Origin of the sequence: Cellulomonas phragmiteti (genome assembly GCF_016862775.1) — a bacterium.
Classification (GTDB): Bacteria; Actinomycetota; Actinomycetes; order Actinomycetales; family Cellulomonadaceae; genus Cellulomonas; species Cellulomonas phragmiteti.
Window position 1 is genome coordinate 22,121 of the sequence record NZ_BONP01000030.1, and the last position, 23,300, is coordinate 45,420.

A 23,300-nucleotide genomic window follows, 5' to 3' on the forward strand; every position below is an offset into this window, starting at 1 on the left:
GTGGACGCACTGCTTGCGTAGATGCGCAGAGACGCAGCATGCTCGCACCATGCGGCGTGCCCTGGCGAACCCCACCTACCGGCGGCTGTTCTGCGCGCAGGTCGTCGCTCTCGCGGGCACCGGCCTGGCGACGGTGGCGCTCGGCCTGCTGGCCTACGATCTCGCCGGCGGCGACGCCGGGGTCGTGCTCGGGACCGCCCTCGCGCTCAAGATGGTCGCGTACGTCCTCGTGGCGCCGGTCGCCACCGCCGTGCTGGCGCGGGTGCACCGGCGCACGGTGCTGGTCGGCGCGGACCTCGTCCGGCTCGCGGCCGCGGCCGCCCTGCCGTGGGTCGGCGACGTGTGGCAGGTGTACCTGCTGGTCGTCGTGCTGCAGGCTGCGTCCGCGACGTTCACCCCGGTGTTCCAGTCGGTGGTCCCCGACGTGCTCGCCGACGAGGACGACTACACCGCGGCCCTGTCGCTGTCGCGCCTGGCCTACGACCTCGAGGCGGTCCTGGCCCCCGTCCTCGCAGCGGCTCTCCTGCTCGTCGTGCCGTTCGGGTCGCTCTTCGCCGGCACCGCCGTGGGCTTCGCCGGGTCGGCGCTGCTCGTCGCGGCGACCGTCGTGCCCCGGGTCGCGCCCCCGGGGGGCGCCGAGCGTCCGCGCGGCCACGTCGGGCGTGCGGTGCGACGCGGCACCGGTCTGTTCGTCCGCGTCCCCGCCCTGCGGCCGGTCCTCGCACTCGACCTGGCGGTCGCCGCGGCGGGGGCGGTCGTCCTGGTGCAGACGGTGGTGCTCGTGCGCTCGGTGCTCGGCCGCGGGGACGGCACGGTCGCGCTCGTGCTGGCCGTGCACGGTGCGGGATCGATGGCGGCGGCGGTGACGCTGCCACCCCTCCTGCGGCGTGTCGGCGACCGGGCCGTCATGCTGTCCGGCGCGTGCGTGCTGACCGTCGCCACGGCCCTGCTGCCCCTGGCGCTGCGTGCCGGCGGGCCCCGCACGGCGCTGCTCGCCGTGGCAGGGCTCTGGGTCGCCGTGGGGGCGGGGTGGTCCGCCGTGGAGACGCCGGTGGGACGGATGCTGCGGCGCCACGTTCCGGCACCGGACCTGCCCGCAGCCTTCGCGGCGCACTTCTCGCTGTCGCACGCGTTCTGGCTGCTCACGTACCCCGCCGTCGGGTGGCTCGGCCTGGCAGGCCTCGACGTGGTGGCCCTGACCATGGCGGCGGTGGCAGCGGTGGCCACGGCCGCCGGCACCCTCCTGTGGCCGCGTGCGCGGCCCACGACCGCGCCGACTGTGCAGGTCCCTGTGCAGGTGCGACCATGACGGTCGTGCAGACCCGCTCGCGCGACGTCCCGGCCGATGTCGAGCTCGACCAGGCCGTGGTCGTCCTGCGCCTGCTCGCCGACCGGACGCGGCTGTCCGTCCTCGCGATGCTCGACGGGACGGAGATGTCGGTCTCCGCGATCGCCGATGCGCTGGAGCGGCCCGGGCCGGCGATCTCGCAGCACCTGGCCAAGCTCCGCGCCGGCCGGCTCGTCACGGCCCGCCGGGAGGGCACGACCGTCTACTACGGCCAGCCCGACGAGCACGTCGCAGCCCTGGTCACCAACGTGCTGCAGCACACGGAGCACCTGCTGCACGAGGTGCCGCCGCACCACCGCCGACCCGTCTGAGCGCTGCTCGACCCGGGCGTCGGGCGCGCGTCCGGTCGCGGCGCGCGGCGTCACGACGATGAGAGCCCTCACCCTTTGGGGTGAACGGCGCGCGGTGACGGCGCGCGACGCGGCATGCTGTGGCTCTGGGCGATTCGTCCGGATCGACCGACCCCGACGACGGGAGCCCGCAGCCGTGCTCGAGCAGCCGTGGCCGCCGCCCGCGCCCGGCCCGCAGCAGCCGCGTGACGCGCACGGGGCGCAGTGGGCCAACGACGCGGCCCGCCGTGCCCGTGGTCCCGCCCGTGCCGCGTCGTCGGACCCGGACGCGGAGGCGTGGGGTGACCTGCCCGGCCGCGAGCGCGTCGCCCGCCGGCGCGTCACCGACGAGCGCCGGGAGCGCGGCGGCCGCGGGCACGACGACCAGGACGCCGACGGGCGGGAGCACGACCACCGGCCTCGCCCGCTCCCCGCGCGGTGGGTGCCGCAGGAGGAGTGGATCCCCGACCCGTGGCCGGCTCCGGAGCAGCGCTGGACGCCCGAGCAGGACTGGCTGAGCGTGTTCGCCGCGCGCGAGGAGGCCGTCGCTGCGGCACCGGTCGACGCGCCGCGCGGCGCCCGCCGGTGGTGGCTCCTCGCGGGAGCGCTGCTGACGGGTCTCGGGGCGGTCGTCGCGCTCGTCGTCGTGCTCGCCTGACCGGTGCTCACCGGCGCCGTCGCGGTGTGCGGTGGCTACCGTGGGGGATGTGAGCGACGCGACCCCTGCCCCCGCTGCCGTCCCCGACGCCGAGCTGCGCTCGGACGGCGAGCGGCGGACCGTCGAGGCGCTCGACGCGGCCGGCGTCGCGTACGTGCGCACGCGTCACGGGCGCGTGGGCTCGCTCGCGGAGGCGGCCGCCGCCCGCGGCATCGAGCCTGCCGACCTCGTCAAGACGATCGTCGTGCGCCGGGGCGACGACGACCACCTGCTGGTGCTCCTGCCCGGTGACCGCACGATCTCGTGGCCGAAGCTGCGGGCGCTCCTCGGCGTCAGCCGGCTGTCGATGCCGGACGCGGCCGTCGCCCAGGACGTGACGGGGTTCGAGCGCGGCACGATCACGCCCTTCGGGACCACGCGCACGTGGCCGGTCGTGGTGGACGAGCGCGCGGCCGGGCGGCGGGTCTCGATCGGCGGGGGCGGGCACGGGGTGGGGATCACGCTCGCGACGGACGACCTGGTGCGCGCCCTGGGCGCGACCGTCGCGGACGTCAGCGAGGCGGGCTGACCCGATCGGGTCAAGCCCGGGTCAAGTCCGGGACCGGGAACCGTCGTGCCCGGGAACAGGCGCGCGCGGCCGCACGTTGTCACGGGGCGAGGCGTCCTCCCGTCGCGCCGATGTGGGCGGCGGTGGGTACCGTCGTCCCGCCCGTCGCACCCCGGTACGACGACGTACCGGCCCGAGGCACGAGGAGCACGAACGCCACCATGACCGAGCTGACCGCTGCCGTGGAGCTGACCCCGGAGCCCGCGGACCACGAGATCCGCGTCGAGCACCGCGGCGGTCGCGCGTTCGTCTGTCTGGTCGGCGAGATCGACGCGTCCCTGCGCGAGTCCGCGTCGGCGGCCATGGGCATCGCGCTCATGAGCGGCCTGCCCCTGGTCGTCGACTCCAGCGCGGCGACGTTCATCGACTCCTCCGGCGTCGCGTTCGTCCTGCAGCTGCACCTGGCGGCCTCGGAGTCGGGGGTCGGGCTGACGCTGCACGACCCGCACGGCGTCCTGCGTGAGCTGCTCGACATGGTGGGCATGGGCGAGGTCATCGACGACGACGTGTGACGCCCGCCGCGGGTCGGTCGCGGCGATGTCGGAGGGCTCGGTTACGTTCCGGGCATGCGGTTGCTGCACACGTCGGACTGGCACCTGGGCCGGACCCTGCACGGGGTCGACCTGCTCGACCACCAGGCCGCCTACCTCGACCACCTGGTCGACGTCGTGCGCACGGAGCAGGTCGACGGGGTCGTCGTCGCGGGTGACGTGTACGACCGCGCGATCCCGCCCGTCGAGGCGGTGACGCTGCTGTCCGACACGCTCGCGCGGCTCGCGGAGCACACGACGGTCGTCGTGACCTCGGGCAACCACGACTCCGCGACGCGCCTGGGGTTCGGCTCCGCGCTCATGCGGGAGCGGGTCCGGCTGCGCACGCGCGTCGCGTCGCTCGCCGAGCCCGTCGAGGTGGCGGGCGCGCTCGTCTACGGGCTGCCCTACCTGGACCCCGACGTGTGCCGGGCCGAGCTGGCGCCCGTGGCCGCCGACGGGGCGCGCACCCTGCTGGCCCGCTCGCACGAGGCCGTCACGCGCGCCGCGATGGCCCGCGTACGGGCCGACGTGGCCGCGCGCCGCGGTGCCGGGCGCCCGCGGGTCGTCGTGGCGGCGCACGCCTTCGTCGTCGGCGGGCGGGCCAGCGAGTCGGAGCGTGACATCCGCGTCGGCGGTGTCGACCACGTGCCGGCCGACGTCTTCGCCGGTGTCGACTACGTCGCGCTGGGGCACCTGCACGGTCCCCAGGTGGTGAACGGGCCGGCGGGCACGCTGCTGCGCTACTCGGGCTCACCGCTGGCGTACTCGTTCTCCGAGCAGCACCACCCCAAGTCCTCGGTGCTGGTGGACCTCGCGGGCGACGCGCCGGTGGCCACCCTCGTGCCGGCACCCGTCCCGCGGCGGATGGCCGACGTGACGGGCACGCTCGAGGACCTGCTCGGTCCGGCCGGGGAGCCGCACGTGTCCGACTGGGTGCGCGTCACGGTCACCGACCCCGTGCGTCCCGCCGACCTGTTCCGGCGCGTCCGGCAGCGGTTCGCCCACGCGCTGGTCGTCCAGCACCGGCCCGAGCGTCCGCAGGACGCGGCGACGCGCCCCGTGCTCGTCACCGCCGCGGCCGACCCCGTCCTCGTCGCCGCCGACTTCGTCGCGCACGTCACCGGCGCCCGGCCGTCGGCCGCCGAGCTGCAGGTGCTGCGCGACGCGCACGAGCACGTCGCCGCGGCGGAGCGGAGCGCCTGATGCACCTGCGCTCGCTCACCGTCCAGGCGATCGGCCCGTTCGCGGGCCGGCACACCGTCGACCTCGACGCGCTGGGGCAGTCCGGTCTGTTCCTGCTCGAGGGGCCCACGGGCGCGGGCAAGTCCACGCTCATCGACGCGGTCGTCTTCGCCCTGTACGGCAAGGTCGCGGGGGCGGACGCCTCGGACGAGCGGCTGCGGTCCGCGTACGCCGCGGACGACGTGCAGAGCGTCGTCGACCTGGTGTTCGAGGTGCCGGCGGGCGTCTACCGGGTGCGCCGCACCCCCGCGTACCAGCGGGCGAAGCGGCGGGGCACCGGGACGACGACCGCGCAGGCGAGCGTCACGGCGTGGCGGCTCCCCGCCGGCGCCGACGTGAGCGGCGGCCCCGAGGCGCTCGACGGGTCCGGGGTGCTGCTCGGGACCCGGCTCGACGAGGTCGGGGCCGAGCTGCAGCGGGTCGTCGGGCTGGACCGGACGCAGTTCGTCCAGACCGTCGTGCTGCCGCAGGGGGAGTTCGCGCGGTTCCTGCGCGCCACCGGCGAGGAGCGCCGGGTGCTGCTGCAGAAGATCTTCGGCACGCAGGTCTACGAGCAGCTGCAGCAGCGGCTGGCTGCGCTGCGCGCCGAGGCCGCACGGACCGTCGAGGCGTCCCGTGCCCGCTGCGGCGAGGCGGTCGCGCACCTGCTGGGCGCGTGCGCGCTGGGCCCGGACGAGCAGGCGGCCACCCGGGCGGCGCTCGACGCGGCCGTCGTCGGCACGCCCGTCGCGGAGCGTGTCGCGCAGGTCCTGGTGGCGACTACCACGGCGCTGGACGCCGCGGCCGACGCGCTCGCGCAGGAGTCCGCCGCGGCCCGGGAGGCGTGGGACGTGGCCCGCGCCGCGCACGAGCACGCCCGGGACACCTCGGCCCTGGTGGCCCGGCGGGCGGCGCTCCGCACGGAGCACGCGCGGCTCGACGCCGCGGCCGGTGAGCACGACGAGGACGTCCGGCGTCTGGGCCGTGCGCGGTCGGCCGCCGCGGTCCGGCCGCTGCTCACCGGCTGGCACGACGCCGCGACGGCGCACGAGGCAGCCGCCAAGGCCCTTGTCGCGGCGTCGGACGCGGCGCCCGACGACCTGCTGCCCGCCGGCGGCGACCCCGACGCGTGGCGCCCGCACCTGCGGGCGCAGCGCGACGCGGCGGCCGACGCCGCGGCGGCGCTGCGCCGGACCGTGGCGGTGGAGGCAGGACTGGCCGACCGCCGGCGGACCGTCCGCGCCCTGGCGGCCGCGCTGGAGGACCTGCGGACCGAGGTGGCCGCCGCCGAGGAGTGGCTCGCCGCGCGCCCGGCGGCGCGCGCCGCGCTCGAGGGCGAGCGTGACGCGGCGCGTGCGCACGCCGGGCGGGCCGACGCCGCGGACGCGGCCCGGGCCGCTGCTCGCGTGCTCGTCGCGGACGTCGACGCGCTGGCCGCGGCCCGCGCGGACCTCGCCGCGGCGCAGGCCGCGGTCGCCTCGGCCGCGGACGTGGCCCGGGCCGCCCTCGCGGACGAGGCCGCGCTGCGGGCGGCGCGCGTCGCCGGCCTTGCCGGCGAGCTCGCCTCCGGCCTCGTCGACGGCGACGCGTGCCCCGTGTGCGGGGCGTGCGAGCACCCCGCCCCCGCGTCCGTCGGCGCCGACCACGTCACCGCCGAGCAGGTGCTCGCCGCGGAGCAGGCGCGGGCCGCGGCGGAGGCCCGGGTCGCGGATGCCGCCGCCCGCCGCGCCGGCCTCGTCGAGCGCGTCGACGGCCTGACGGCACGCACCGGCGCGCACGACGCACGGTCCGCGGCCGCAGCGCTGCACGAGGCCGAGGCCGAGGTGGCGGCGGTCACGGCCGCGGCCACCCGCGCGACCGCGCTCGAGGCACAGCTCGCCGCCCACGACGCCGCCACGCGTCGCCGCGAGGCGGTGCGGGACGAGGTCCTGACCCAGGTGCGCACCGCCGAGGTCACCGTGGAGACCGAGCGGGACGCGCTGAGGCGGGCCGAGGCCGAGGTCGTCGAGGCGCGCGGGGACCACCCCACGGTCGCCGCGAGGTACGCCGCGCTCGACGCCCGGACCGCCCAGGCCGCCGACCTGCTCGACGCCCTGGACGCCGAGCGCGCCGCGTCCGCCGACGCGGGCCGCCGCCGCACGGAGCTGGACCTCGCCCTGGCGGAGCACGGCTTCGCGGACGACGACGAGGCCCGGGACGCCTGGTGCGCACCGCCCGCGCTGGCCGAGCTGGAGCGCCGCGTGCTCAGCCACACCGCCGACCTGGCACGCGTCACCGCCGGCCTCGCCGACCCGGCCGTCGTGGCGCTGCCGGAGGACGTCGTCGCCGACGTGGCCGCGGCCCGGACCGCCGAGCTCGCGGCCCGTACGGCGGCCGCCGACGTCGAGGGTCGCGCGCACGTCGCCGCGTCCCGGGCCGAGGCCGCCGGACAGGCCGCCGCGCGCGTGCGCCGGGCTGCCGAGGACCTCGACGCGGCCGTCGCGGCGGCCGCCCCCGTGACCCGCATGGCGAACCTCGCCTCCGGCACGGGCAGCGACAACGCCCACGCGCTGTCCCTCGCCACGTACGTGCTGGGCCGGCGGTTCGAGGACGTGGTCGCCGCCGCCAACGAGCGGCTCGCCGTGATGTCGGACGGCCGGTACGAGCTGGTGCGCTCCGACGAGAAGGAGGACGTCCGCTCGCGTGCCGTGGGCCTGGCGATGCGCGTCGTGGACCACCGGACCGAGCGCGCACGCGACCCGCGCACGCTGTCCGGTGGCGAGACGTTCTACGTCTCCCTGTGCCTCGCCCTCGGGATGGCCGACGTCGTGACCGCCGAGGCCGGGGGCGTCGAGCTGGGCACGCTGTTCGTCGACGAGGGCTTCGGGGCGCTCGACCCGCACGTTCTCGACCAGGTGCTCGCCGAGCTGGGCCGGCTGCGCCACGGCGGCCGCGTCGTGGGCATCGTCTCGCACGTCGAGGCGCTCAAGCAGGCGATCGCCGACCGCATCGAGGTCCGTCCGACTCCCGCCGGCCCCAGCACCCTGACCGTCCTCGCAGGCTGATCCGTCCTGGCGGGCTGAGCCGTCCTGGCGGGCTGAGCCGTCCTGGCGGGCTGAGCCGGTCGGGCGGGCTGATCCGGTCGGGCGGGGCGGGGCTCACCACGTCCAGCCGCGAGCCGCCAGCTCGACCTCCTCACGGAACCTCTCCTGCGCGTCGCCGGCCGCCGCGGGTCGCACCTCGACACCCGCCAGGTGGCACGCCTCGGCGAGCAGCTGGTCGTACGCGAGCTGGGAGGCGATGATCCGCTCCGCGCGCGCGAAGGCCCGCTCGTCGCCCTCGAGGCGGCGGACGTGGTCCGCGACCGCGCCGAGCCGCTCCTGCACCCGCAGCGTGAGGAACGGGTCGAACGGCTCGACGTGCCGGTGGCGCAGCCGCTCCGCGACGGCCTCGAGGCTCTCGGCCAGCGCGACGCGCCACCGCGGCGTCTCGTCCGAGGAGGGGATGAGCGCCCAGGCGGCACACAGCAGCACGGTGGGTGCCACCGAGGTGAGGATCAGGAGAGCCCAGACCATCGCGTCCTCCGTTGAACGTGCCCTGAGCCTAGACAGAGGATGTGACGGACGCCACAGCACCCGGGGTCCGCGCCGACCCCCTACGCTCACCCGCGGGCGACCCCTCGTCCCGCCCCCTACGGTGGGCCCCGGACGGGGGGCACGACGGAGGGAACGCATGGGAGCCAGAGCAGTGGTGTCGACGGTCGTCGCGCTGGGACTCGTCGCGGCCGGGGCCTACGTGGCCGACGGGTTCGCACGCAGCAGCGCCGAGGAGCAGGCGGCGGCCGTCGTGACGCAGCAGCTCGACGTCCAGGGCACGCCCCAGGTGCGGATCGACGGCTTCCCGTTCCTCCCGCAGCTGTTCGCGCGCTCGCTGGACGACGTGCACGCCACGGCGGACGGGGTGACGCTCGAGGGGATCGCGGCCACCGACGTCACGCTCGACGCCACCGACGTCTCCCTCGACGCCCCCTACCGCGTCGGCGGCGTGAGGCTCGAGGCGACCGTGCCGACGTCGTCGGTGCAGCAGGTGGTGGGCGCGCGCGTCGACATGGACCTCGCCGTGGACGGCGACCTGCTGCGGGCCACGGGCGAGCTCTTCGGCATCCCCCTCACGGCCGGCCTCGTGCCGCGGGTCGCCGACGGGCGCCTGCTCGTCGACGTGCAGGACGTGACTCTCGGCGCCGGGACGCTGCGGCTCGAGGAGCTCCCCGGGGACGTCGCGGAGCGGCTCGTCGGGATCGAGGTGCCGCTCGAGGGGCTGCCCGCCGGCATCGTGCTCGAGCAGGCGGTCGTGGTCCCCGACGGGGTGCGGTTCACCGCGACCGGCGCGGACGTCGTGCTGGAGCAGCTGCCGTGAGCGCGGCCGGTGCCGCCGCCGTCGGCGTCATGGCCCTGACGGCGTCCGCGCCCGGTGGTGGGGCCGGGCTCGGCGGGCTGTGGGACGAGGTCACCACGCCCCAGCCCGCCCCCGGGCGCGTCATGGTGCTCGTCGTCGGCGGGGTGGTGCTGGCGGCCCTGACGCTGCCGTTCGTGTGGCACCTGCTGCGGCACGGTCTGACGATCGTCCACGAGGCCGCGCACGCCGCCGTCGCCGTGCTGGCCGGACGGCGTCTGTCGGGGATCCGCGTGCACTCCGACACCTCGGGCCTCACGGTGTCGCGCGGGCGGCCCCGCGGGCCGGGCATGGTCGCGACGGTGGCCGCGGGCTACCCCGGTCCTGCCGTCCTCGGTGTCGCGGCCGCGTGGCTCCTGTCCCAGGGGTACGCGCTGGGCGTGCTGTGGCTGCTGCTGGTGGTCGTGGCCCTCGTGCTGCTGCAGATCCGCAACTGGTACGGCCTGTGGGCGGTCCTGGTCAGCGGCGCGGTGCTCGTCGTGGTCACGCTGTGGGCGTCCGCGCAGGTGCAGACCGTGGTCGCCGCCGGGCTCACCTGGTTCTTCCTGCTGGGCGCGCCGCGCGCCGTCCTGGAGATGCAGGTGCAGCGTCGGCGCGTCCGCCGCCGTGGAGGGCGTGACGAGTCCGACGCGGGCCTGCTCGCGGGCCTGACCCACGTGCCGGCGGTCGTCTGGGTCGGGGTCTTCCTGCTGGTCTGCGGCGCGCTGCTGGCCGTCGGCGGGGCCTGGCTCCTGGCGGCGTGGCCCTCCGCCTGAATCACCCACCCGTTGTGTGACGATGTGCCACCTGTGCCCCGGAGTGCCCCGAAAATCGGGTGCCCCGAGCAATCGGACGGGCGTCCAGTGTCTGCGATAGTGAAGCGGTGAGCACACCTCCCGACACCGAACCGCGGCCTGGCCGCAACGAGTCGTTGTCGCTGCGTCGGGCTCTGGCACTGCTCGACGTGTGCGCGCTCGACACCGACCCCGCGGGCCTCACGGCCGCCGAGATCGGCCGCCGGCTCGGTGTCCACAAGTCCACCGTCCTGCGGCTGGCCGCCCCCCTGCTGGAGTCCGAGCTGCTGCGCCGCGACACCGCGACCGGTCGGTTCCGGCTCGGGCCCGGCGCGCTGCGCCTCGGCCACGCGTACCTCTCGGGTCTCGACGTCGAGACCGTCGCCGCCGGGTCGCTCGACGAGCTCGCCCGCACGAGCGGCTGCACCTCCGTCCTGGCCGTCCCCGACGGTCTGCAGGTCCGCCTCGCGGGCCACCGCTCCGCGCCGGGTGCCGCCCGCACGTCGGGTCGTTGGCCCTCCAGCGTGCCGATGCACTGCTCCGCGACCGGCAAGGCGATCCTGTCGGTCGCCGGCGCGAGCCTCGTGGAGCGCACCGTCGCCGGCGGGCTGCGGCCCGTGACGTCCCGGTCGATCACCGATCCCGGTGAGCTGCGCGCCGAGCTGATGCGGACGCGCCGCCGCGGGTTCGCGGTCGACGACCGGGAGCTCGACCCGGACATCCGGGCCGTCGCCGCGCCCGTGCTCGACCACACCGGCGACGTCGTCGGGGCGCTGGCGGTCGTCGCGCCCGCGTCGCGCATGCCGGCCGCCGTCGTCCAGGAGCACGCGCGGACCGTCGTCCTCGCGGCTCGTGCCGTCACCCGGCGCCTCGGGGGCGCCGCGGGCGTCGAGCGTCGCCCAGGTGGGGCCACCGAGGACCTGCAGGCCCGCCGGGGCGCGTGAGTCACTCCACGACGACGCACCTGTCGATGGCGCGCGACAGCGCGTCGTGCTCCGCCTGGGTCACCCACAGGCCGTAGGCCGCCTTCACGACCGTCTGGCGCAGGGCGTACGCGCAGCGGTACCCGGTGTTCGGCGGCAGCCAGGTGGCCGCGTCGCCCGCACCCTTGCGCTGGTTGGCGCTGCCGTCGACGGCCAGCAGGTTGGCCGGGTCGTTGGCGAACGCCCTGCGCTGCTCCGCGGGCCAGCCCTGGGCGCCCTTCTGCCACGCGTCCGCGAGGGCGACCACGTGGTCGATCTGCACCTCGGACGAGCGCTCGCCGCGCTCGAAGGCGATCGACTCACCGGTGTACGGGTCGTCGAGGACCCCGGTGAGGACGACGCAGTCCTGGGTGCCGGGCTTGACGGTGATGTCGACGAGGTCGCGCCGCAGCACGTCGTTGCGGGTGTCGCAGCCGTTGCGGTCCACGTCGGCCCACGCCGGACCGAACTGGTCGCGGTCGTACCCGGTCCGCGGGGCCCGGCCCTTCACGACGAGGGAGTCCAGCGCGGCCCGGCCCGTCGCGAGGTCCTGGGCGGTGACCGGGTACCCGGCCGACGCGCGCGCGTCCAGCCACAGGGGCGCACCGAGGCCGACCGCCAGTGCCGCCACCAGGACCACCACCCAGGACCGCGGGTCACGTCGGCGGGCGGCGCGGCGGAGCAGGTCGTTCGTCGAGGTCACGGGGAGCACCCTGCCGCACCGGACCGACACCCGGGTGCCGCACACGCCCGGAATGTGCAGAGCGTCCCTGCCCGGGCGGCGGTGGTCGGGTGGCGGGGTGTCAGTGGTCCGCGTGCTCCGGGGAGGGCAGGGGCAGGATGCCGTGGGTGTAGGCCCACACGACGGTCTGGACGCGGTCCCGCGTCCCGATCTTCGCGCTGATGCGCGCCAGGTGGCACTTGACGGTGCCCGGCACGAGGTGGAGGGCCGAGCCGATCTCCGCGTTGCTCATCCCCTGACCGAGGGCGCGGACGATCTCGATCTCCCGGGCCGTCAGCGACGAGACCGTCGAGGCCGGTGCCCGCTGCTCCGTGGCGTGCCGGTGCCGGCGGCGGGTGAGCTCGCCGATCACGTGCCGCGCGACCGAGGGGGTGACCCAGCCGTGGCCGCGCGCCACCGTGCGCAGGGCCGTGACGACCTCGTCCTGCGTGGCGTCCTTGAGGAGCAACCCGACCGCACCGGCGTCGAACGCCTCGCAGGCGTGCTCGTCGGCCGTCGTCACGACGACCACGGCCGCGCGCGGGCCGTGCCGCCCGGTGAGCTCCCGGATCGCGGCGAGGCCGTCGGAGCCCGCCAGGCGGGAGTCCATGAGGACGACGTCGGCGTCGCGCTCGCGCGCCAGCGCCACCGTCTCCACGCGCGAGGCGGCCTCACCCACCACGACGATGTCCTCGGCCGGCTGCAGGTACGCACGCCAGCCCCACCGGACCACCGCCTGGTCATCCGCGACCACCACCCGAATCACACCGGCCCCCCGCCTGTGATGTCCGCGGGCGACGACGCAGCACAGCTGGTCGGCCTCCACGTCGTGCGGCTGCAGAGTAGTGGCCGCCGCGGGCGTCTGTCTCGGGTCATGCGGCAGATCGTCGAGGTTCTGACCTTTGGCAGATCCGTGCTGCCCTGCGGCAGATGTGCCGGTATGGGCAGGTGCGCTCGACTGGTCGCAGTGCTCGGCAGCCGTCCAGCCCGGTCGGACGGCCCGCCGGTCACCGCCACGCGGTCCGTCGGGCGTGCGTGGGACACCGCGGGGGGCGCGGCCGCTGCCGTCACCGTGACCCCCCAGGATCAGGAGAGGTCACCCGTGAAGAAGACTCGTTTCTCCGCCCTGGCCGTCGGGATCACGGCCGTGCTGGCCGTGGGCGTCGCGCTGCCCGCCGGCGCTGCACCCGGCGGGGCCCTGCCCACCTGGCTGAGTGCCGGTTCCAAGACCCAGTACCCGTCGGCCGGCGGCACCTGGAACTACGGCTTCTGGAACGCGTACGTGCGCTCCTACTACACCGTCAACAAGTGCCACGGGTCGTCGGTCAGCTACAACGGCAGCCTCGTGCGCAGCGTCAACACGGCCAGCGGCCAGAAGTCGATCGCGGAGAAGTTCGGCCTGAACTACTGGGACGCCACGGACGCCTACTACTACCGCACCTGCTGACCTCGGTCGGCACGCGCGACCGCGGGCCGTGTCCGGTCACCACGAGGGTGGCCGGGCGCGGCCCGCGTCGTCCCCGGGCGTGCGCCCGGCAGGGTGTCGTCCGCGGGTCAGCCGGAGCGTGCGCCGACGAGCCCCGACTCGTAGGCGGCGATCACGAGCTGGGCGCGGTCCCGTGCCGCCAGCTTGTCGAGCAGGTGGGTGATGTGGGTCTTGACCGTCTTCACCGAGATCGTGAGGTCGCCGGCGATCTCGTCGTTCGACCGTCCCCGCCCCACGAGGCGCAGGACGTCGATCTCCCGCGCGGTGAGCGCGCTCGGCGCAGGCGGCGCACCGGGCGGCGCCTCCTGGACGAAGTGCTGGACGAGACGCGTGAGGATCGACGGGGCGAAGAGGGACTCGCCCCGGGCGGTCCGCTCGATGGCGGTGAGCAGGTCCGCCGGGTCGGTGTCCTTGAGCAGGAAGCCGCTGGCACCCGCGCGCAGCGCCAGGTACACGTACTCGTCGAGCTCGAACATGCTGAGCATGAGCACCCGGGTCCCGGCGAGCGTCGGGTCGGCGCACAGCCGACGGGTCGCTTCGATGCCGTCGACGTGGGGCATCCGCACGTCCATGAGGACGACGTCCGGCGACGTCGCCGTGACGACGTCGATCGCCTCCGCACCGTCGCCGGCCTCCCCGACGACCGTGGTGCCCGGGTGGGCGTCGAGCACCATCGAGAGGCTGCGCCGGAGCAGGTCCTGGTCGTCGACGAGGACGACGCGGACGGGGGCGGCGCTCACCGCTCGCGGTCCGGCAGCCACGCCGTGAGGCGGTACCCGGACCCCTGCGGCCCCGCCTCGAGCGTGCCACCCAGCGTCAGCACGCGCTCCCGCAGCCCGGTGACGCCGTGCCCGGCGCCGGGTGCTGGGACCCAGTGCGGGGCGGGGCCCGCGTCGGTGACCTCGACGCGCACGGCGCCGTCGCTGTCGGTGGCGAGCCGCACCTGCGCGTGGGTCGCCCCGGCGTGCCGAGCCGCGTTGGCCAGCCCTTCGCGCACGACGGCGCACACCGCGAGCTGCACGCCCGGGGACACGTCCGGGAGGGGGTCGGCCTGCAGGTCGACCGTGAGACCCGCCCGCCGTGTCGCCTCCACGATCTCCGGCACGGCTGCCAGGGACTCCGAGGGCCGCAGCGGGGCCGGGTCGTCGGCGCCGCGCAGCGCGCGCAGCATGCGGCGCAGCTCGAGCGTCGCGTCCCGGCTGATCTGCTCGACGTCCTCCAGCGCGGCGCGCAGCTCGGTCACGGTGGGCGCGGTCACGGTGGTCGGCGATCCGGTGGTCGACGTCCCGGCCGGTCCGGCGAGCTCCGCGACGGCCGCGGTGTGCCGGACCGCCGCCGCGCGCACGGTGATCAGTCCGAGCCCGTGCGACACCAGGTCGTGCAGGTCCCGGGCGATCGCGATGCGTTCACCGAGGACGGCCTCGGCCGCGCTCCAGCGGGCGAGGTCGCGCGCGTGGGCGAGCCGCTCCGACCGCAGCCGCATCGCCGCCCAGGCGGCGGTGACCATGCCGACGCCACCACCCGCCAGGGCGACCACCCACGGCACCGGCCCGAGGGCGACCGTCGCGAGCACGGCGACCAGCAGCACGGCACCGAGGACCGGCAGCACGAGGGACCGCGGTCGGGCGAACGTCACACGACGAATGTAGGCGCCGGGGCGGCGGCGCGTCGTCGGACCCAGGTCTGAGGGACCGAGGTCCGAGACGGCCCGCCCGGCTCCCGACCCAGACCCGATGACACTCCGGGCCCGCGCGGTGTTGGCTCGACGCAGCACCGGATCCGGTGCGGGGGGACGGGCGCGAGCGCCCGCCGGACGGGGGAGACGGTGCGATGTACCGCAGGGTGGTGACCGGCGTGACGCTGGTCCTCTTCGCGCTCGTGGCGCTGGTCGCCGCGATCGTCACGGACCTGCACGACCGCTCGCTGCCCCAGGGCCTCGGCGCCCGCGCCGCGGTGACCCTCGACTTCGCGGACGCGCACCTGGGTGACCAGCGGGCGTTCACCGAGCTCGCGCGGGTGAGCGAGGAGGGCGGCCTCGGCCTCGTCCGCGTCGCCGCCGACCTCACGGGCGGCGGCGCCGGGACGGTCTACGTCCCCGTGGGGCCCGACGCCGACGTCCCGTCGAGCGTCGCGACGTTCGGCGGCCGGGACGACGTGCGGGTCGCCCCTCCCGAGGCGCTGGCGAACTCGTTCGCGACCGGGGAGTACCTCGTCACGCGCGCCGCCGGCGACCGCGAGGCGCTGGAGACCTGGGCCGCGCAGCACCGGGTGTCGGTGGACTGGGCCGAGGCCGACCTCGTGTCCACGCTGCAGCTGGTCGTCCGCGAGGCGAGCTTCGCGAGCTCCCTGCTCGCCGCCTCGGTGCTGACGGTCACGCTCGTCCTCTTCTGGCTGTCGGTGCGGGCGCGGGGTCGCGCCGTCCGGGTGCTCGGAGGCGTCCCGGCGTGGCGCATCCAGCTCGAGGACGTCGGCGGGTTCCTCGCCGCGGTCGCGGTGGCCGCAGCCGCGGTCGTCGTGCTCGCCACGGCCGTCGTGGCGGTCGGCCAGGGCGCGGTCTTCGTCCCCTTCTACCTCCGTACTCTGCTCGTGCTGAGCGGTGCGGTCGTCGCGACGTCCGCCGTCGCCGCGCTCGCCGTGTCGGCGGCGTCGTGGCCGACGGCCGAGTCGCTCGCGTCGCGACGGTCCCCGGTCACCGGTCTGCGTGGCGTCACGACGGTGGTCGCCGCGCTGGTCTTCACGCTCGTGGTCTCCGCCGTCGGCCCCGCCGTCACGGCCTGGAACCAGGCGAGCCGTGCCGCGGAGCAGCAGGCCACCTGGTACGCGCTCGCGGACCAGGTGTCCCTGGTGTTCCCGTCGGCGCTCGGGGAGGAGGGGTTCGTCGAGCTGATGCCGGCGGTGGGGGCCCTGCTCGCCGACGCCGAGGAGGCGGGCGGCGCCGCGCTCTCCTCGACCTGGGCCTCCGAGCCCGCCTACGGCTACGACCTCGGCGAGGTCGGTCACCTGGCGCTCGTCAACCAGGACTGGCTCGACCTCATGCGCCGCGGCTCCGTGCGCACGGGGTCCGGCGGACTCGTGCAGGTGCCGGCGGGCCAGGTCCCCGCCGAGGTCCGGGACTTCCTCGTGCCCTCGCTGGAGATCTGGTCGCGGGACCCGCGCCCCGGCGAGGAGGTGTACGCCCAGCTGCAGTTCTACCGGGTGGCGGACGGCGTGACCCTCCCGATGGCCACGGCGGGGGGCGGCGAGCTGGAGTTCCTCGACGACGCCCTCGTCGCCGTCGTCCCCGCCCTGCACCAGACCTTCGACGACGACTTCCTCGCGTCACTCACGTCGTCGCAGAACATCGTGCTCACGGGACTCGCGCCGACCCTCGAGCTCGTCCGCGCGCACGGGCTCGAGGGCAGCGTCGAGGTCCGCTACGTGGCCGAGGCGGGCGCGCTCCAGGCGCAGTACACGGCGCACTTCGCCTGGCTGCGCGGGGTGTCCCTGCTCGCCCTCGCCGCTGCCCTCACGCTCACGGCGGCGGTGGGTGCCCTGATCACCGCGATGCTGCGAGCCCGCCGCGACTTCCCGATGCGCCTCGCGGGTCGGTCGTGGGCGCAGATCCTCGCGCCGCGCGTGGGCCGTGAGGTCGTTGCCGGGTTGGCGATCACGGCGCTCGTCGTCGCCTGGCAGGAAGGTCGCGAGCTGGCGCTCGTCGTGACGGTCGCCGCGCTCGCCCTGCTCGTCTCGCCGCTGACCCACCTGGCAGCGGCGCGCTGGAGCTTCACGAACCTCGGTCTGCGCAAGCAGTGAAGGAGGAGGACATGGAACTGACCGCAGAGGACCTCCGCGTCGTCATCGACGGCGTGCCCGTGCTCGACGGGGTCGACCTGACGTGCGCGCCGGGTCGCATGACCGTGCTCGTCGGGCCCTCCGGCTCGGGCAAGACGACCCTGCTCAACTGCCTCGGGCTCCTGCAGGTGCCGAGCTCGGGACGCGTGCTCGTCGACGGGACCGACACGACCGCCTGGCGCTCCGGCCGGCGTCGCCGGTTCTGGCGGGACCACTCGGCCTTCGTGCTGCAGGACACCGGCATCATGGACGAGGAGTCGGTCGCCCTCAACGTGACCATGCGCGCCGGGGTGCTCACCAACCGGGCCCGCGGTGACCGCGCGCGCATGCTCGACGCCCTGGGTGTCGCGGGGCTCGCCGGCCGCCAGGAGGAGCGGGCCGCCCACCTCTCGGGTGGTGAGAAGCACCGGCTGGCGATCGCGCGCGCCGTCTACAAGGACGCGCGGGTGCTGTACGTCGACGAGCCGACGGCGTCCCTCGACGACGCGAACCGGCGCACGGTCATCGACCTGCTCGTCGCGCGGGCGCGCGCCGGGTGCACCGTCGTCGTCGCGACGCACGACGACGACGTCGTCGCGGCCGCCGACACGCAGTACACGGTCGGTGCGCGTCGTGCCGCGGTCGCCGCGGCGGTGCAGCCGTGAGCGCCGGACGCGCCACCGGCGTGCGGCGGCGTCCGCTGACCTGGGTCCTGGCCGCGGTCTCGCTGGTCGTGCTCGTGGTGCTGCTGGTCGCCCTCGGTGTGATCCGGCCGCTCGGATCGGACGTCGCGCGTCCCCCGTGCGATCAGCTCCCGTCGGCCGCGGAGGTCGCCGCGGCGCTCGAGGCGCACACCGACCTGACCACCCGGATCGAGGGGGTCGGCGGCGGCGTGCGCGTCACGAGCGGAGTGCCCTGCGCCGACGACCCCGACCGCGCGGTCGTCGAGGTCCGCTACCGCGCGGGGACCGAGCGCACCGCCGTCGAGGAGGTGCTCAACGACAGCGACGGCTACGGCGTGCCGGTCGAGCTCGTCCAGGACTGATCCGCGGTGGGGTGAGGCGCGGCCGGGCTCAGACGACCGGCTCGGCCGGCCGCGCCTCGTGACCCCGACGACCGTGGGTGCGCTCGCGCTCCTTGAGCTGCGCCTCGAACACGTGCCGTCGCCCAGCCGTCAGCTCCTCACGGACCTGCCGTTCCGCGTCGGCGAACGCCCGGTGGTACCCGTCGTCGAAGTCCTCCACGACCTGGAACGTCCACCGCCCCTCGAGCACGTTGCGCCCGACGACGTCCGCCCGGACCCGGTCGGCGAGCTCCCCGTGCCCGGCCGCCTCGAGGTCGTCCAGCGCCTCCTGCAGCTCGAGGTCGGCCCGGCCGATCAGCCGGTGGAACGCGTACAGCATGCCGCGGGCGTGCTCCACCACCTCGAACGCCGCCGTCACACCCCCCACCGCGGCGACGGTCGCGTCGTCGACACCCGCCGGGGGCACGTGCTGCTCGTCGGGGCCGTCGTGGGGGTCCCGTCCCGTCACCTCGTCCATCCCCCCACCCTGCCCAGTGCACGCCGGCCCCGCACGCCGGCGTCGGCCCGGCGTGCGGGGTCACGCTCACTGCGTCGCGTCCGCCTTCGGCTCCGGGCACGTCCCGCCGGGCTCGGTCGCCCGCTCGAAGTGCCACATCTCGTTGGCGTACGTCTGGCACAGCCCGTAGGCGGCACCGTGGCGCACCATCCAGTCCGCGCCGTCCGTCGGCCCGATGTCGACGGCGTCGCCGGTCACGTGGCTCGACGTCTCGGGGGTCGCGACGTAGCGGCGGGCCTCCTCCTCGGAGCCGTAGCGCTGCACGGCGGCGTCCATGAGCGCACGCTGCTGGTTCGCCGTGCGCAGCCCGGACGTCACCCACAGGTCGACACCGCGCGCGTGCGCGTCGCGGGCGGCGCTCTGCACGGCGACCCGCAGCACCTGGTCCAGCCCGGCGATCGCGGGGTGCGCGTCGTCGAACGGGTCGATCTGGTCGTCGAGCAGGCGGGGGTCGTCCACGGCGGTCGACGCCTGCTCCCCGGGACGCAGGACGACGCCCGGCGCGCACGCCGTCCCGAGGGTGCCGACGAGCAGCGCGGCCACCAGGGCCCGGGCGGCTCGCGAGCCCCGGCGGACGGCGTGCGGACGTGCGGTGCGGCGGATGCGGGCCGGTCGAGGGTCGCGAGGTGCGGTCGTGGTGGTGGTCGTGGAGCTGGTGGTCGCTGTCATGCCGCCAGTCCAGGCGTCCCGACGTTGCGAGCGCGTCTCGCCGAACGCAGACGCCGGCGATACACGCCCGTTCCTAGACTCGGGGCGTCGGGTCGTCGACGGAACCGGGGTGACGTGGTGCGGGTGCTGGTCGTCGAGGACGAGCGCTACCTGGCGGAGGCCGTGCAGACGGCGCTGCGCCGCGAGGCGGTCGCCGCGGACGTCGCGGACGACGGCGAGCAGGCGCTCGAGCGTCTCGCGCACACCGCGTACGACGTGGTCGTGCTCGACCGCGACCTGCCGGGGATCCACGGCGACGACGTCGGCCGGCACGTCGTCGCGTCGGGCACGGGCACCCGCGTGCTGATGCTCACGGCCGCGGCGACGCTGGACGACAAGGCGCGCGGGTTCGGCGTCGGGGCCGACGACTACCTCACCAAGCCGTTCGAGATGCGCGAGCTGGTCCTGCGGGTGCGCGCGCTGGGCCGGCGCGGGGCCACGCCGCCGCCGGTGCTCGAGGCGGCCGGGCTGCGGCTCGACCCGTTCCGGCGCGAGGTGTTCCGCGACGGGCTGCACGTGCCGCTGAGCCGCAAGCAGTTCGCCGTGCTGGAGGTGCTGCTCGCCGCCGGCGGCGGGGTCGTCAGCGCCGAGGACCTGCTCGCGCGCGCCTGGGACGAGAACGCCGACCCGTTCACCAACGCGGTGCGCATCACCATCTCCGGCCTGCGCAAGCGGCTCGGGACGCCGTGGGTGGTGCACACCGTGCCCGGCGTGGGGTACCGCGTCGGTGACCCGGAGGACGCGTGAGCCCGGGCGGGCGCCGCGGCCCGCGGGTCACCGCACGGCTGCGCCTGACGCTCAGCTACGTCGCGTTCCTGCTGGTGGCGGCCCTCGTCATGTCGGTGTGCGTGTGGGCGGTCATGCGGTTCGTGCCGAACTACCCGCTGACGGCGGCCAACCCCAAGGACCTGGACATGCCCATCGCGTCCCGCCGCGAGATCCTCGCCGCGGTCGTGCGGGCGTGCGGGATCGCCACCGCGGTGCTCCTCGTCGTGGGTTCCGTCGGCGGGTGGTGGCTGGCCGGGCGCGTCCTGACGCCGCTGCAGGACCTCAACGCCGCGGCGCGGGCGGCGGCCGAGGGGGACCTGTCGCGGCGGGTCGGGCTGCGCGGCGCGCGTCGCGACGAGTTCACGGACCTGGCCGACACGTTCGACGCGATGCTCGACCGCCTCGAGCGCGACCTGCACGCGCAGCGCCGGTTCGCCGCGAACGCGTCGCACGAGCTGCGCACCCCGCTCGCGGTCCTGCGGGCGCTGCTCGACGTCGCACGCGACGACCCGCAGGGCACCGACCTGCCCGTGCTCCTGGACCGGATGGACGAGACGACGCGACGTGCCGGTGACCTCGTGGCCGCGCTGCTGGACCTCGCGGCGCTGGACCACGGCGCGCTGGCGCGGCGACCGGTCGCGCTGGACGTGATCGTCGAGGACGCGCTGGAGGACCTGCGGCCCGAGGCGCGCGAGCGGGGGGTCCAGGTGACCGCGCGGGTGGACCCGGCGACGGTCCCGGGCGACGCGACGCTGCTCGCGCGCGTCGTCGACAACCTCCTGCGCAACGCCGTCCGGCACAACCTGCCCGCGGGCGGCCGCGTGGCCGTGACGCTCACCGGGGGTGACCGCGTGCGGCTGCGCGTCGAGAACGACGGCGCGCTGCTGGACGCGGACCGGCTCGCGGTGGCCCTCGAGCCGTTCGCGCGGCAGGTGCAGGCGGTCGTGCCGGGCTGCGGGACGTCCCGCGGACGCAGCGGCCCGGCGACGTCCAACGGGCTGGGGCTGCCGCTGACCGAGCGGATCGTCACGGCCCACGAGGGCGTGCTCACCCTGGAGCCGCGGCCCGCAGGCGGTGTGCGCGCCACGGTCACGCTGGAGGGGACGCCGGACGTGCCGGTCGGCGTCCGCTGACAGGACCGGGCGGACCCGGGGGCGGGTCGCGGCGGACGTCCCGAGCCGTCCACAGCCCCGGTTCACCCGGTCGGCGTCCACCGGGGGTCCCGGGGCCCACCCGGGGGGTGCACGGCCTGCGGCATACTGACCGCGCACCCCACCGAAGGGACCTACGCCCGTGACCGTCTTCCTCGTCATCGGGGGCATCGGCCTCGTCCTGCTGCTCGCCTCGCTGGTCTTCGGCGACATCTTCGAGTCCTTCGACATCGGGGAGGGCGGGTTCTCCGGCATCGCGGCCGGGGTCGGGGCCGTCGTGTTCGGCGCGAGCGGCGTCATCGCGCTGTCCTCCGACCTGGAGCTCGTCTGGGCGTACGTCATCGGCGCCGGCTTCGCCGTGCTGGCCGGGGCGGTCGCGCAGCTCACCATCAAGCGGCTGTCCGACACCGAGGACGCCCCGCCGCCGCCCGTCGACGGCGCGTACGGCACGACGACCGCGACCACCGGCCCGCAGGGCGGGGAGGTCCGCCTCGAGGGCGTGCGCGACCTCGAGGCGCGGCTCGCCTGGGCCGACGAGGAGATCGCCCCCGGCACCCGGGTCGTCGTGATCGGCGTCTCGGGGTCGCGCGTGCACGTCCGAGCCGTGTGACCCGCGCCGGTATCCACCCGCTGCGCGCCGCCCACCCACCGACCTGAGCCGCACCGCGGCCCGAGCAGGACCCAGGCAGCACCGAGAGGAAAGGGGCCCGGCCCAGCCGGGACACCATGTTGGACGGAATCTTCCAGGACGGCGCGACCATCCTCGCCGTGGGCGCGCTGATCATCGCGTTCGTCGCGGTCATCGCGCTCATCACCAAGCGCATCCGGCGCGTGCCCCCCAACGAGGCGCTGATCATCGTCGGCCGCGGCGCGGGCAAGGCCGCGACGGGTGACACCGGGCAGCGGGTCATCGTCGGCGGACGGGTGTTCGTGTGGCCCGTGCTGCAGCAGGGCTTCCCGATCTCCCTCGAGCAGCGGCAGATCGGCATCACCGTCGAGGGCGTCGACAAGAACCGCATCAAGCTCGCGATCAAGGCGTCCATCAACTTCAAGGTCCGGGGCGACGAGGAGGGCGTGCGGCGTGCCGCGCAGCGCTTCCTGTCCCAGCAGGCCACGCTGACCGACGTCATCAAGGAGTCCCTCGAGGGCTCGCTGCGCTCGATCATCGGCGACATGACGATCGAGCAGATCATCAGCGACCGGAAGTCGCTGCAGGACGCGGTCGTCAACTCGACCAAGACGGACCTGGCGGAGCAGGGCCTGCAGGTCGACCTGCTCAACATCTCCGACATCTCGACCCCGGGCTCGGACTACCTGTCCAACCTGGGCCGTGCCGAGGCGGCGCGCGCCCGGCAGGTCGCCGAGGTCAAGGAGGCCGAGGCGCAGCAGGTCTCGGAGTTCGCCAAGATCCAGGCGATGGAGTCGATCGCCGAGCGCCAGCGCGACCTCGCGCTGAAGCAGGCGGGCATCAAGGCGGAGACCGACCGCGCCAACGCCGAGGCCAACGCCGCGGGTCAGCTGGCCCGCGCCGAGCAGGACAAGCTGGTCGCCCTGCAGGAGCGTGACGCGCTGGCCGAGAAGGCCAAGGTCACCGAGGAGCAGCTCGACATCGACATCCGCAAGCCGGCCGAGGCGTCCGCGTACGCCGCGGTCCAGCAGGCCAACGCCGAGCGTGACGCCGCCAACGCGGCCACGGAGGCCGACGCGTACCGGCGCATGAAGATCGCCGAGGCCAACAAGACGGCGACGGTGCAGGACGCCGAGGCCGCGGCCGAGGCCACGATCCGCGCCGGTAACGCCGAGCGCGACCGCCAGCTCGCCGAGGCGAAGGCCGTCGAGGCGCTCGGTGCGGCCCGCGCGACCGCGACCCGCGCCGAGGGTCTGGCCCAGGCCGACGCGACCCGCGCCCAGGCCGAGGCGCTGCGCGAGCAGGGCGACGCGGTCCTGGCCCAGCAGGTCATCGCCCTGCTGCCGGAGATCGTCCGTGCCGCCGCCGAGCCGATCGGCAACATCGACCAGCTCACGGTGGTCTCGACCGACGGTGCGTCGGCCATGACGCGGACCGTCGGGCAGGTGCTCGGCGAGGGCCAGGAGGTCATCAAGTCCCTCACCGGCCTGGACCTCAACACGCTCGTCGCGAGCATCGCCGGCAAGGCCGTGGACAGCACCGACAGCGGCCGCACCAGCTGACCCCCGGGCTGGATTGCTCTCTCA

The 23,300-nt window shown here is 75.8% G+C and carries 25 protein-coding genes; 18 read left to right on the forward strand and 7 right to left on the reverse strand.

Going from position 1 to position 23,300, the window contains the following annotated elements:
* The first annotated feature begins 49 nt into the window (after positions 1-49).
* From Cph01nite_RS16875 to Cph01nite_RS16905, 7 genes are all read left to right on the forward strand, one after another.
* Entirely contained in the window at positions 50-1,309 is a 1,260-nt protein-coding gene (locus tag Cph01nite_RS16875; protein ID WP_203675859.1) for an MFS transporter, read from the forward strand.
* Positions 1,306-1,659, forward strand: a complete 354-nt coding sequence (locus Cph01nite_RS16880; RefSeq protein ID WP_203675860.1) for an ArsR/SmtB family transcription factor — start codon at positions 1,306-1,308, stop codon at positions 1,657-1,659. Before Cph01nite_RS16875 ends, Cph01nite_RS16880 begins: the two co-directional genes overlap by 4 nt.
* Before the next feature lie 175 nt (positions 1,660-1,834).
* A complete protein-coding gene (locus Cph01nite_RS16885) occupies positions 1,835-2,335 on the forward strand; it encodes a hypothetical protein (RefSeq protein WP_203675861.1) in 501 nt (166 codons plus the stop codon).
* A gap of 49 nt (positions 2,336-2,384) precedes the next feature.
* Positions 2,385-2,903, forward strand: coding sequence for an aminoacyl-tRNA deacylase (locus tag Cph01nite_RS16890; RefSeq protein WP_239069332.1), 519 nt, complete (start codon positions 2,385-2,387; stop codon positions 2,901-2,903).
* 200 nt (positions 2,904-3,103) lie between these two features.
* The gene (locus Cph01nite_RS16895; protein ID WP_203675862.1) at positions 3,104-3,454 is read left to right on the forward strand and encodes an STAS domain-containing protein; all 351 of its coding nucleotides are present in this window, start codon (positions 3,104-3,106) and stop codon (positions 3,452-3,454) included.
* Between the two features lie 54 nt (positions 3,455-3,508).
* A complete protein-coding gene (locus Cph01nite_RS16900; RefSeq protein ID WP_203675863.1) occupies positions 3,509-4,678 on the forward strand; it encodes an exonuclease SbcCD subunit D in 1,170 nt (389 codons plus the stop codon).
* Complete coding sequence (locus Cph01nite_RS16905) at positions 4,678-7,740, forward strand: AAA family ATPase (RefSeq protein WP_203675864.1); 3,063 nt, start codon at positions 4,678-4,680, stop codon at positions 7,738-7,740. The genes Cph01nite_RS16900 and Cph01nite_RS16905 overlap by 1 nt, the downstream gene beginning before the upstream one ends.
* A gap of 93 nt (positions 7,741-7,833) precedes the next feature.
* Here Cph01nite_RS16905 and Cph01nite_RS16910 read toward each other — a convergent pair whose 3' ends face one another.
* Positions 7,834-8,250 carry a hypothetical protein gene (locus Cph01nite_RS16910; RefSeq protein WP_203675865.1) on the reverse strand — a complete coding sequence of 139 codons (417 nt, stop codon included), beginning with the start codon at positions 8,248-8,250 and terminating at the stop codon, positions 7,834-7,836.
* A gap of 157 nt (positions 8,251-8,407) precedes the next feature.
* Between Cph01nite_RS16910 and Cph01nite_RS16915 the strand changes: the two genes are divergently transcribed.
* From Cph01nite_RS16915 to Cph01nite_RS16925, 3 genes are all read left to right on the forward strand, one after another.
* Positions 8,408-9,091, forward strand: a complete 684-nt coding sequence (locus Cph01nite_RS16915; RefSeq protein WP_203675866.1) for an LmeA family phospholipid-binding protein — start codon at positions 8,408-8,410, stop codon at positions 9,089-9,091.
* Entirely contained in the window at positions 9,088-9,882 is a 795-nt protein-coding gene (locus tag Cph01nite_RS16920) for a M50 family metallopeptidase (protein ID WP_239069333.1), read from the forward strand. Before Cph01nite_RS16915 ends, Cph01nite_RS16920 begins: the two co-directional genes overlap by 4 nt.
* A gap of 107 nt (positions 9,883-9,989) precedes the next feature.
* On the forward strand, positions 9,990-10,844 hold the full coding sequence (locus Cph01nite_RS16925; RefSeq protein ID WP_203675867.1) for an IclR family transcriptional regulator: 855 nt from the start codon (positions 9,990-9,992) through the stop codon (positions 10,842-10,844).
* A 1-nt stretch (position 10,845) separates the two neighbouring features.
* Here the strand turns inward: Cph01nite_RS16925 and Cph01nite_RS16930 are convergent, their stop codons facing one another.
* Positions 10,846-11,565 carry an HNH endonuclease family protein gene (locus tag Cph01nite_RS16930; protein WP_239069334.1) on the reverse strand — a complete coding sequence of 240 codons (720 nt, stop codon included), beginning with the start codon at positions 11,563-11,565 and terminating at the stop codon, positions 10,846-10,848.
* Between the two features lie 100 nt (positions 11,566-11,665).
* Positions 11,666-12,337, reverse strand: a complete 672-nt coding sequence (locus tag Cph01nite_RS16935; protein WP_239069335.1) for a response regulator transcription factor — start codon at positions 12,335-12,337, stop codon at positions 11,666-11,668.
* A 348-nt stretch (positions 12,338-12,685) separates the two neighbouring features.
* Here Cph01nite_RS16935 and Cph01nite_RS16940 point away from each other — a divergent pair, with 348 nt between their 5' ends.
* Entirely contained in the window at positions 12,686-13,030 is a 345-nt protein-coding gene (locus Cph01nite_RS16940; RefSeq protein WP_203675869.1) for a lactococcin 972 family bacteriocin, read from the forward strand.
* 107 nt (positions 13,031-13,137) lie between these two features.
* Here the strand turns inward: Cph01nite_RS16940 and Cph01nite_RS16945 are convergent, their stop codons facing one another.
* Together Cph01nite_RS16945 and Cph01nite_RS16950 are read right to left on the reverse strand one after the other, a co-directional pair.
* Complete coding sequence (locus tag Cph01nite_RS16945) at positions 13,138-13,809, reverse strand: response regulator (protein ID WP_203675870.1); 672 nt, start codon at positions 13,807-13,809, stop codon at positions 13,138-13,140.
* Positions 13,806-14,705 (reverse strand): sensor histidine kinase, encoded by a 900-nt coding sequence (locus tag Cph01nite_RS16950; RefSeq protein WP_203675871.1) that lies wholly within the window; start codon positions 14,703-14,705, stop codon positions 13,806-13,808. The genes Cph01nite_RS16945 and Cph01nite_RS16950 overlap by 4 nt, the downstream gene beginning before the upstream one ends.
* 218 nt (positions 14,706-14,923) lie before the next feature.
* Between Cph01nite_RS16950 and Cph01nite_RS16955 the strand changes: the two genes are divergently transcribed.
* The 3 genes from Cph01nite_RS16955 to Cph01nite_RS16965 are packed head-to-tail and all read left to right on the forward strand — an operon-like array spanning position 14,924 to position 17,924.
* Positions 14,924-16,861, forward strand: coding sequence for a bacteriocin-associated integral membrane family protein (locus Cph01nite_RS16955; RefSeq protein ID WP_203675872.1), 1,938 nt, complete (start codon positions 14,924-14,926; stop codon positions 16,859-16,861).
* A gap of 11 nt (positions 16,862-16,872) precedes the next feature.
* Positions 16,873-17,544, forward strand: a complete 672-nt coding sequence (locus Cph01nite_RS16960; RefSeq protein WP_203675873.1) for an ABC transporter ATP-binding protein — start codon at positions 16,873-16,875, stop codon at positions 17,542-17,544.
* Positions 17,541-17,924, forward strand: coding sequence for a hypothetical protein (locus tag Cph01nite_RS16965; protein WP_203675874.1), 384 nt, complete (start codon positions 17,541-17,543; stop codon positions 17,922-17,924). Before Cph01nite_RS16960 ends, Cph01nite_RS16965 begins: the two co-directional genes overlap by 4 nt.
* 28 nt (positions 17,925-17,952) lie before the next feature.
* On the opposite strand, the gene Cph01nite_RS16970 is transcribed toward Cph01nite_RS16965, so the two are convergent.
* Both Cph01nite_RS16970 and Cph01nite_RS16975 read right to left on the reverse strand, forming a co-directional pair.
* Positions 17,953-18,420, reverse strand: a complete 468-nt coding sequence (locus Cph01nite_RS16970) for a hypothetical protein (protein WP_203675875.1) — start codon at positions 18,418-18,420, stop codon at positions 17,953-17,955.
* 66 nt (positions 18,421-18,486) lie between these two features.
* Positions 18,487-19,128, reverse strand: coding sequence for a M15 family metallopeptidase (locus tag Cph01nite_RS16975; protein ID WP_203675876.1), 642 nt, complete (start codon positions 19,126-19,128; stop codon positions 18,487-18,489).
* A 117-nt stretch (positions 19,129-19,245) separates the two neighbouring features.
* Between Cph01nite_RS16975 and Cph01nite_RS16980 the strand changes: the two genes are divergently transcribed.
* The 4 genes from Cph01nite_RS16980 to Cph01nite_RS16995 all read left to right on the forward strand — a co-directional run bounded on the left by Cph01nite_RS16980 (position 19,246) and on the right by Cph01nite_RS16995 (position 23,276).
* Complete coding sequence (locus Cph01nite_RS16980) at positions 19,246-19,914, forward strand: response regulator transcription factor (protein ID WP_203675877.1); 669 nt, start codon at positions 19,246-19,248, stop codon at positions 19,912-19,914.
* On the forward strand, positions 19,911-21,068 hold the full coding sequence (locus Cph01nite_RS16985; protein ID WP_203675878.1) for a sensor histidine kinase: 1,158 nt from the start codon (positions 19,911-19,913) through the stop codon (positions 21,066-21,068). Before Cph01nite_RS16980 ends, Cph01nite_RS16985 begins: the two co-directional genes overlap by 4 nt.
* Before the next feature lie 160 nt (positions 21,069-21,228).
* On the forward strand, positions 21,229-21,696 hold the full coding sequence (locus Cph01nite_RS16990; protein WP_203675879.1) for an NfeD C-terminal domain-containing protein: 468 nt from the start codon (positions 21,229-21,231) through the stop codon (positions 21,694-21,696).
* A gap of 116 nt (positions 21,697-21,812) precedes the next feature.
* On the forward strand, positions 21,813-23,276 hold the full coding sequence (locus Cph01nite_RS16995) for a flotillin family protein (RefSeq protein ID WP_203675880.1): 1,464 nt from the start codon (positions 21,813-21,815) through the stop codon (positions 23,274-23,276).
* Positions 23,277-23,300 lie beyond the last annotated feature (24 nt).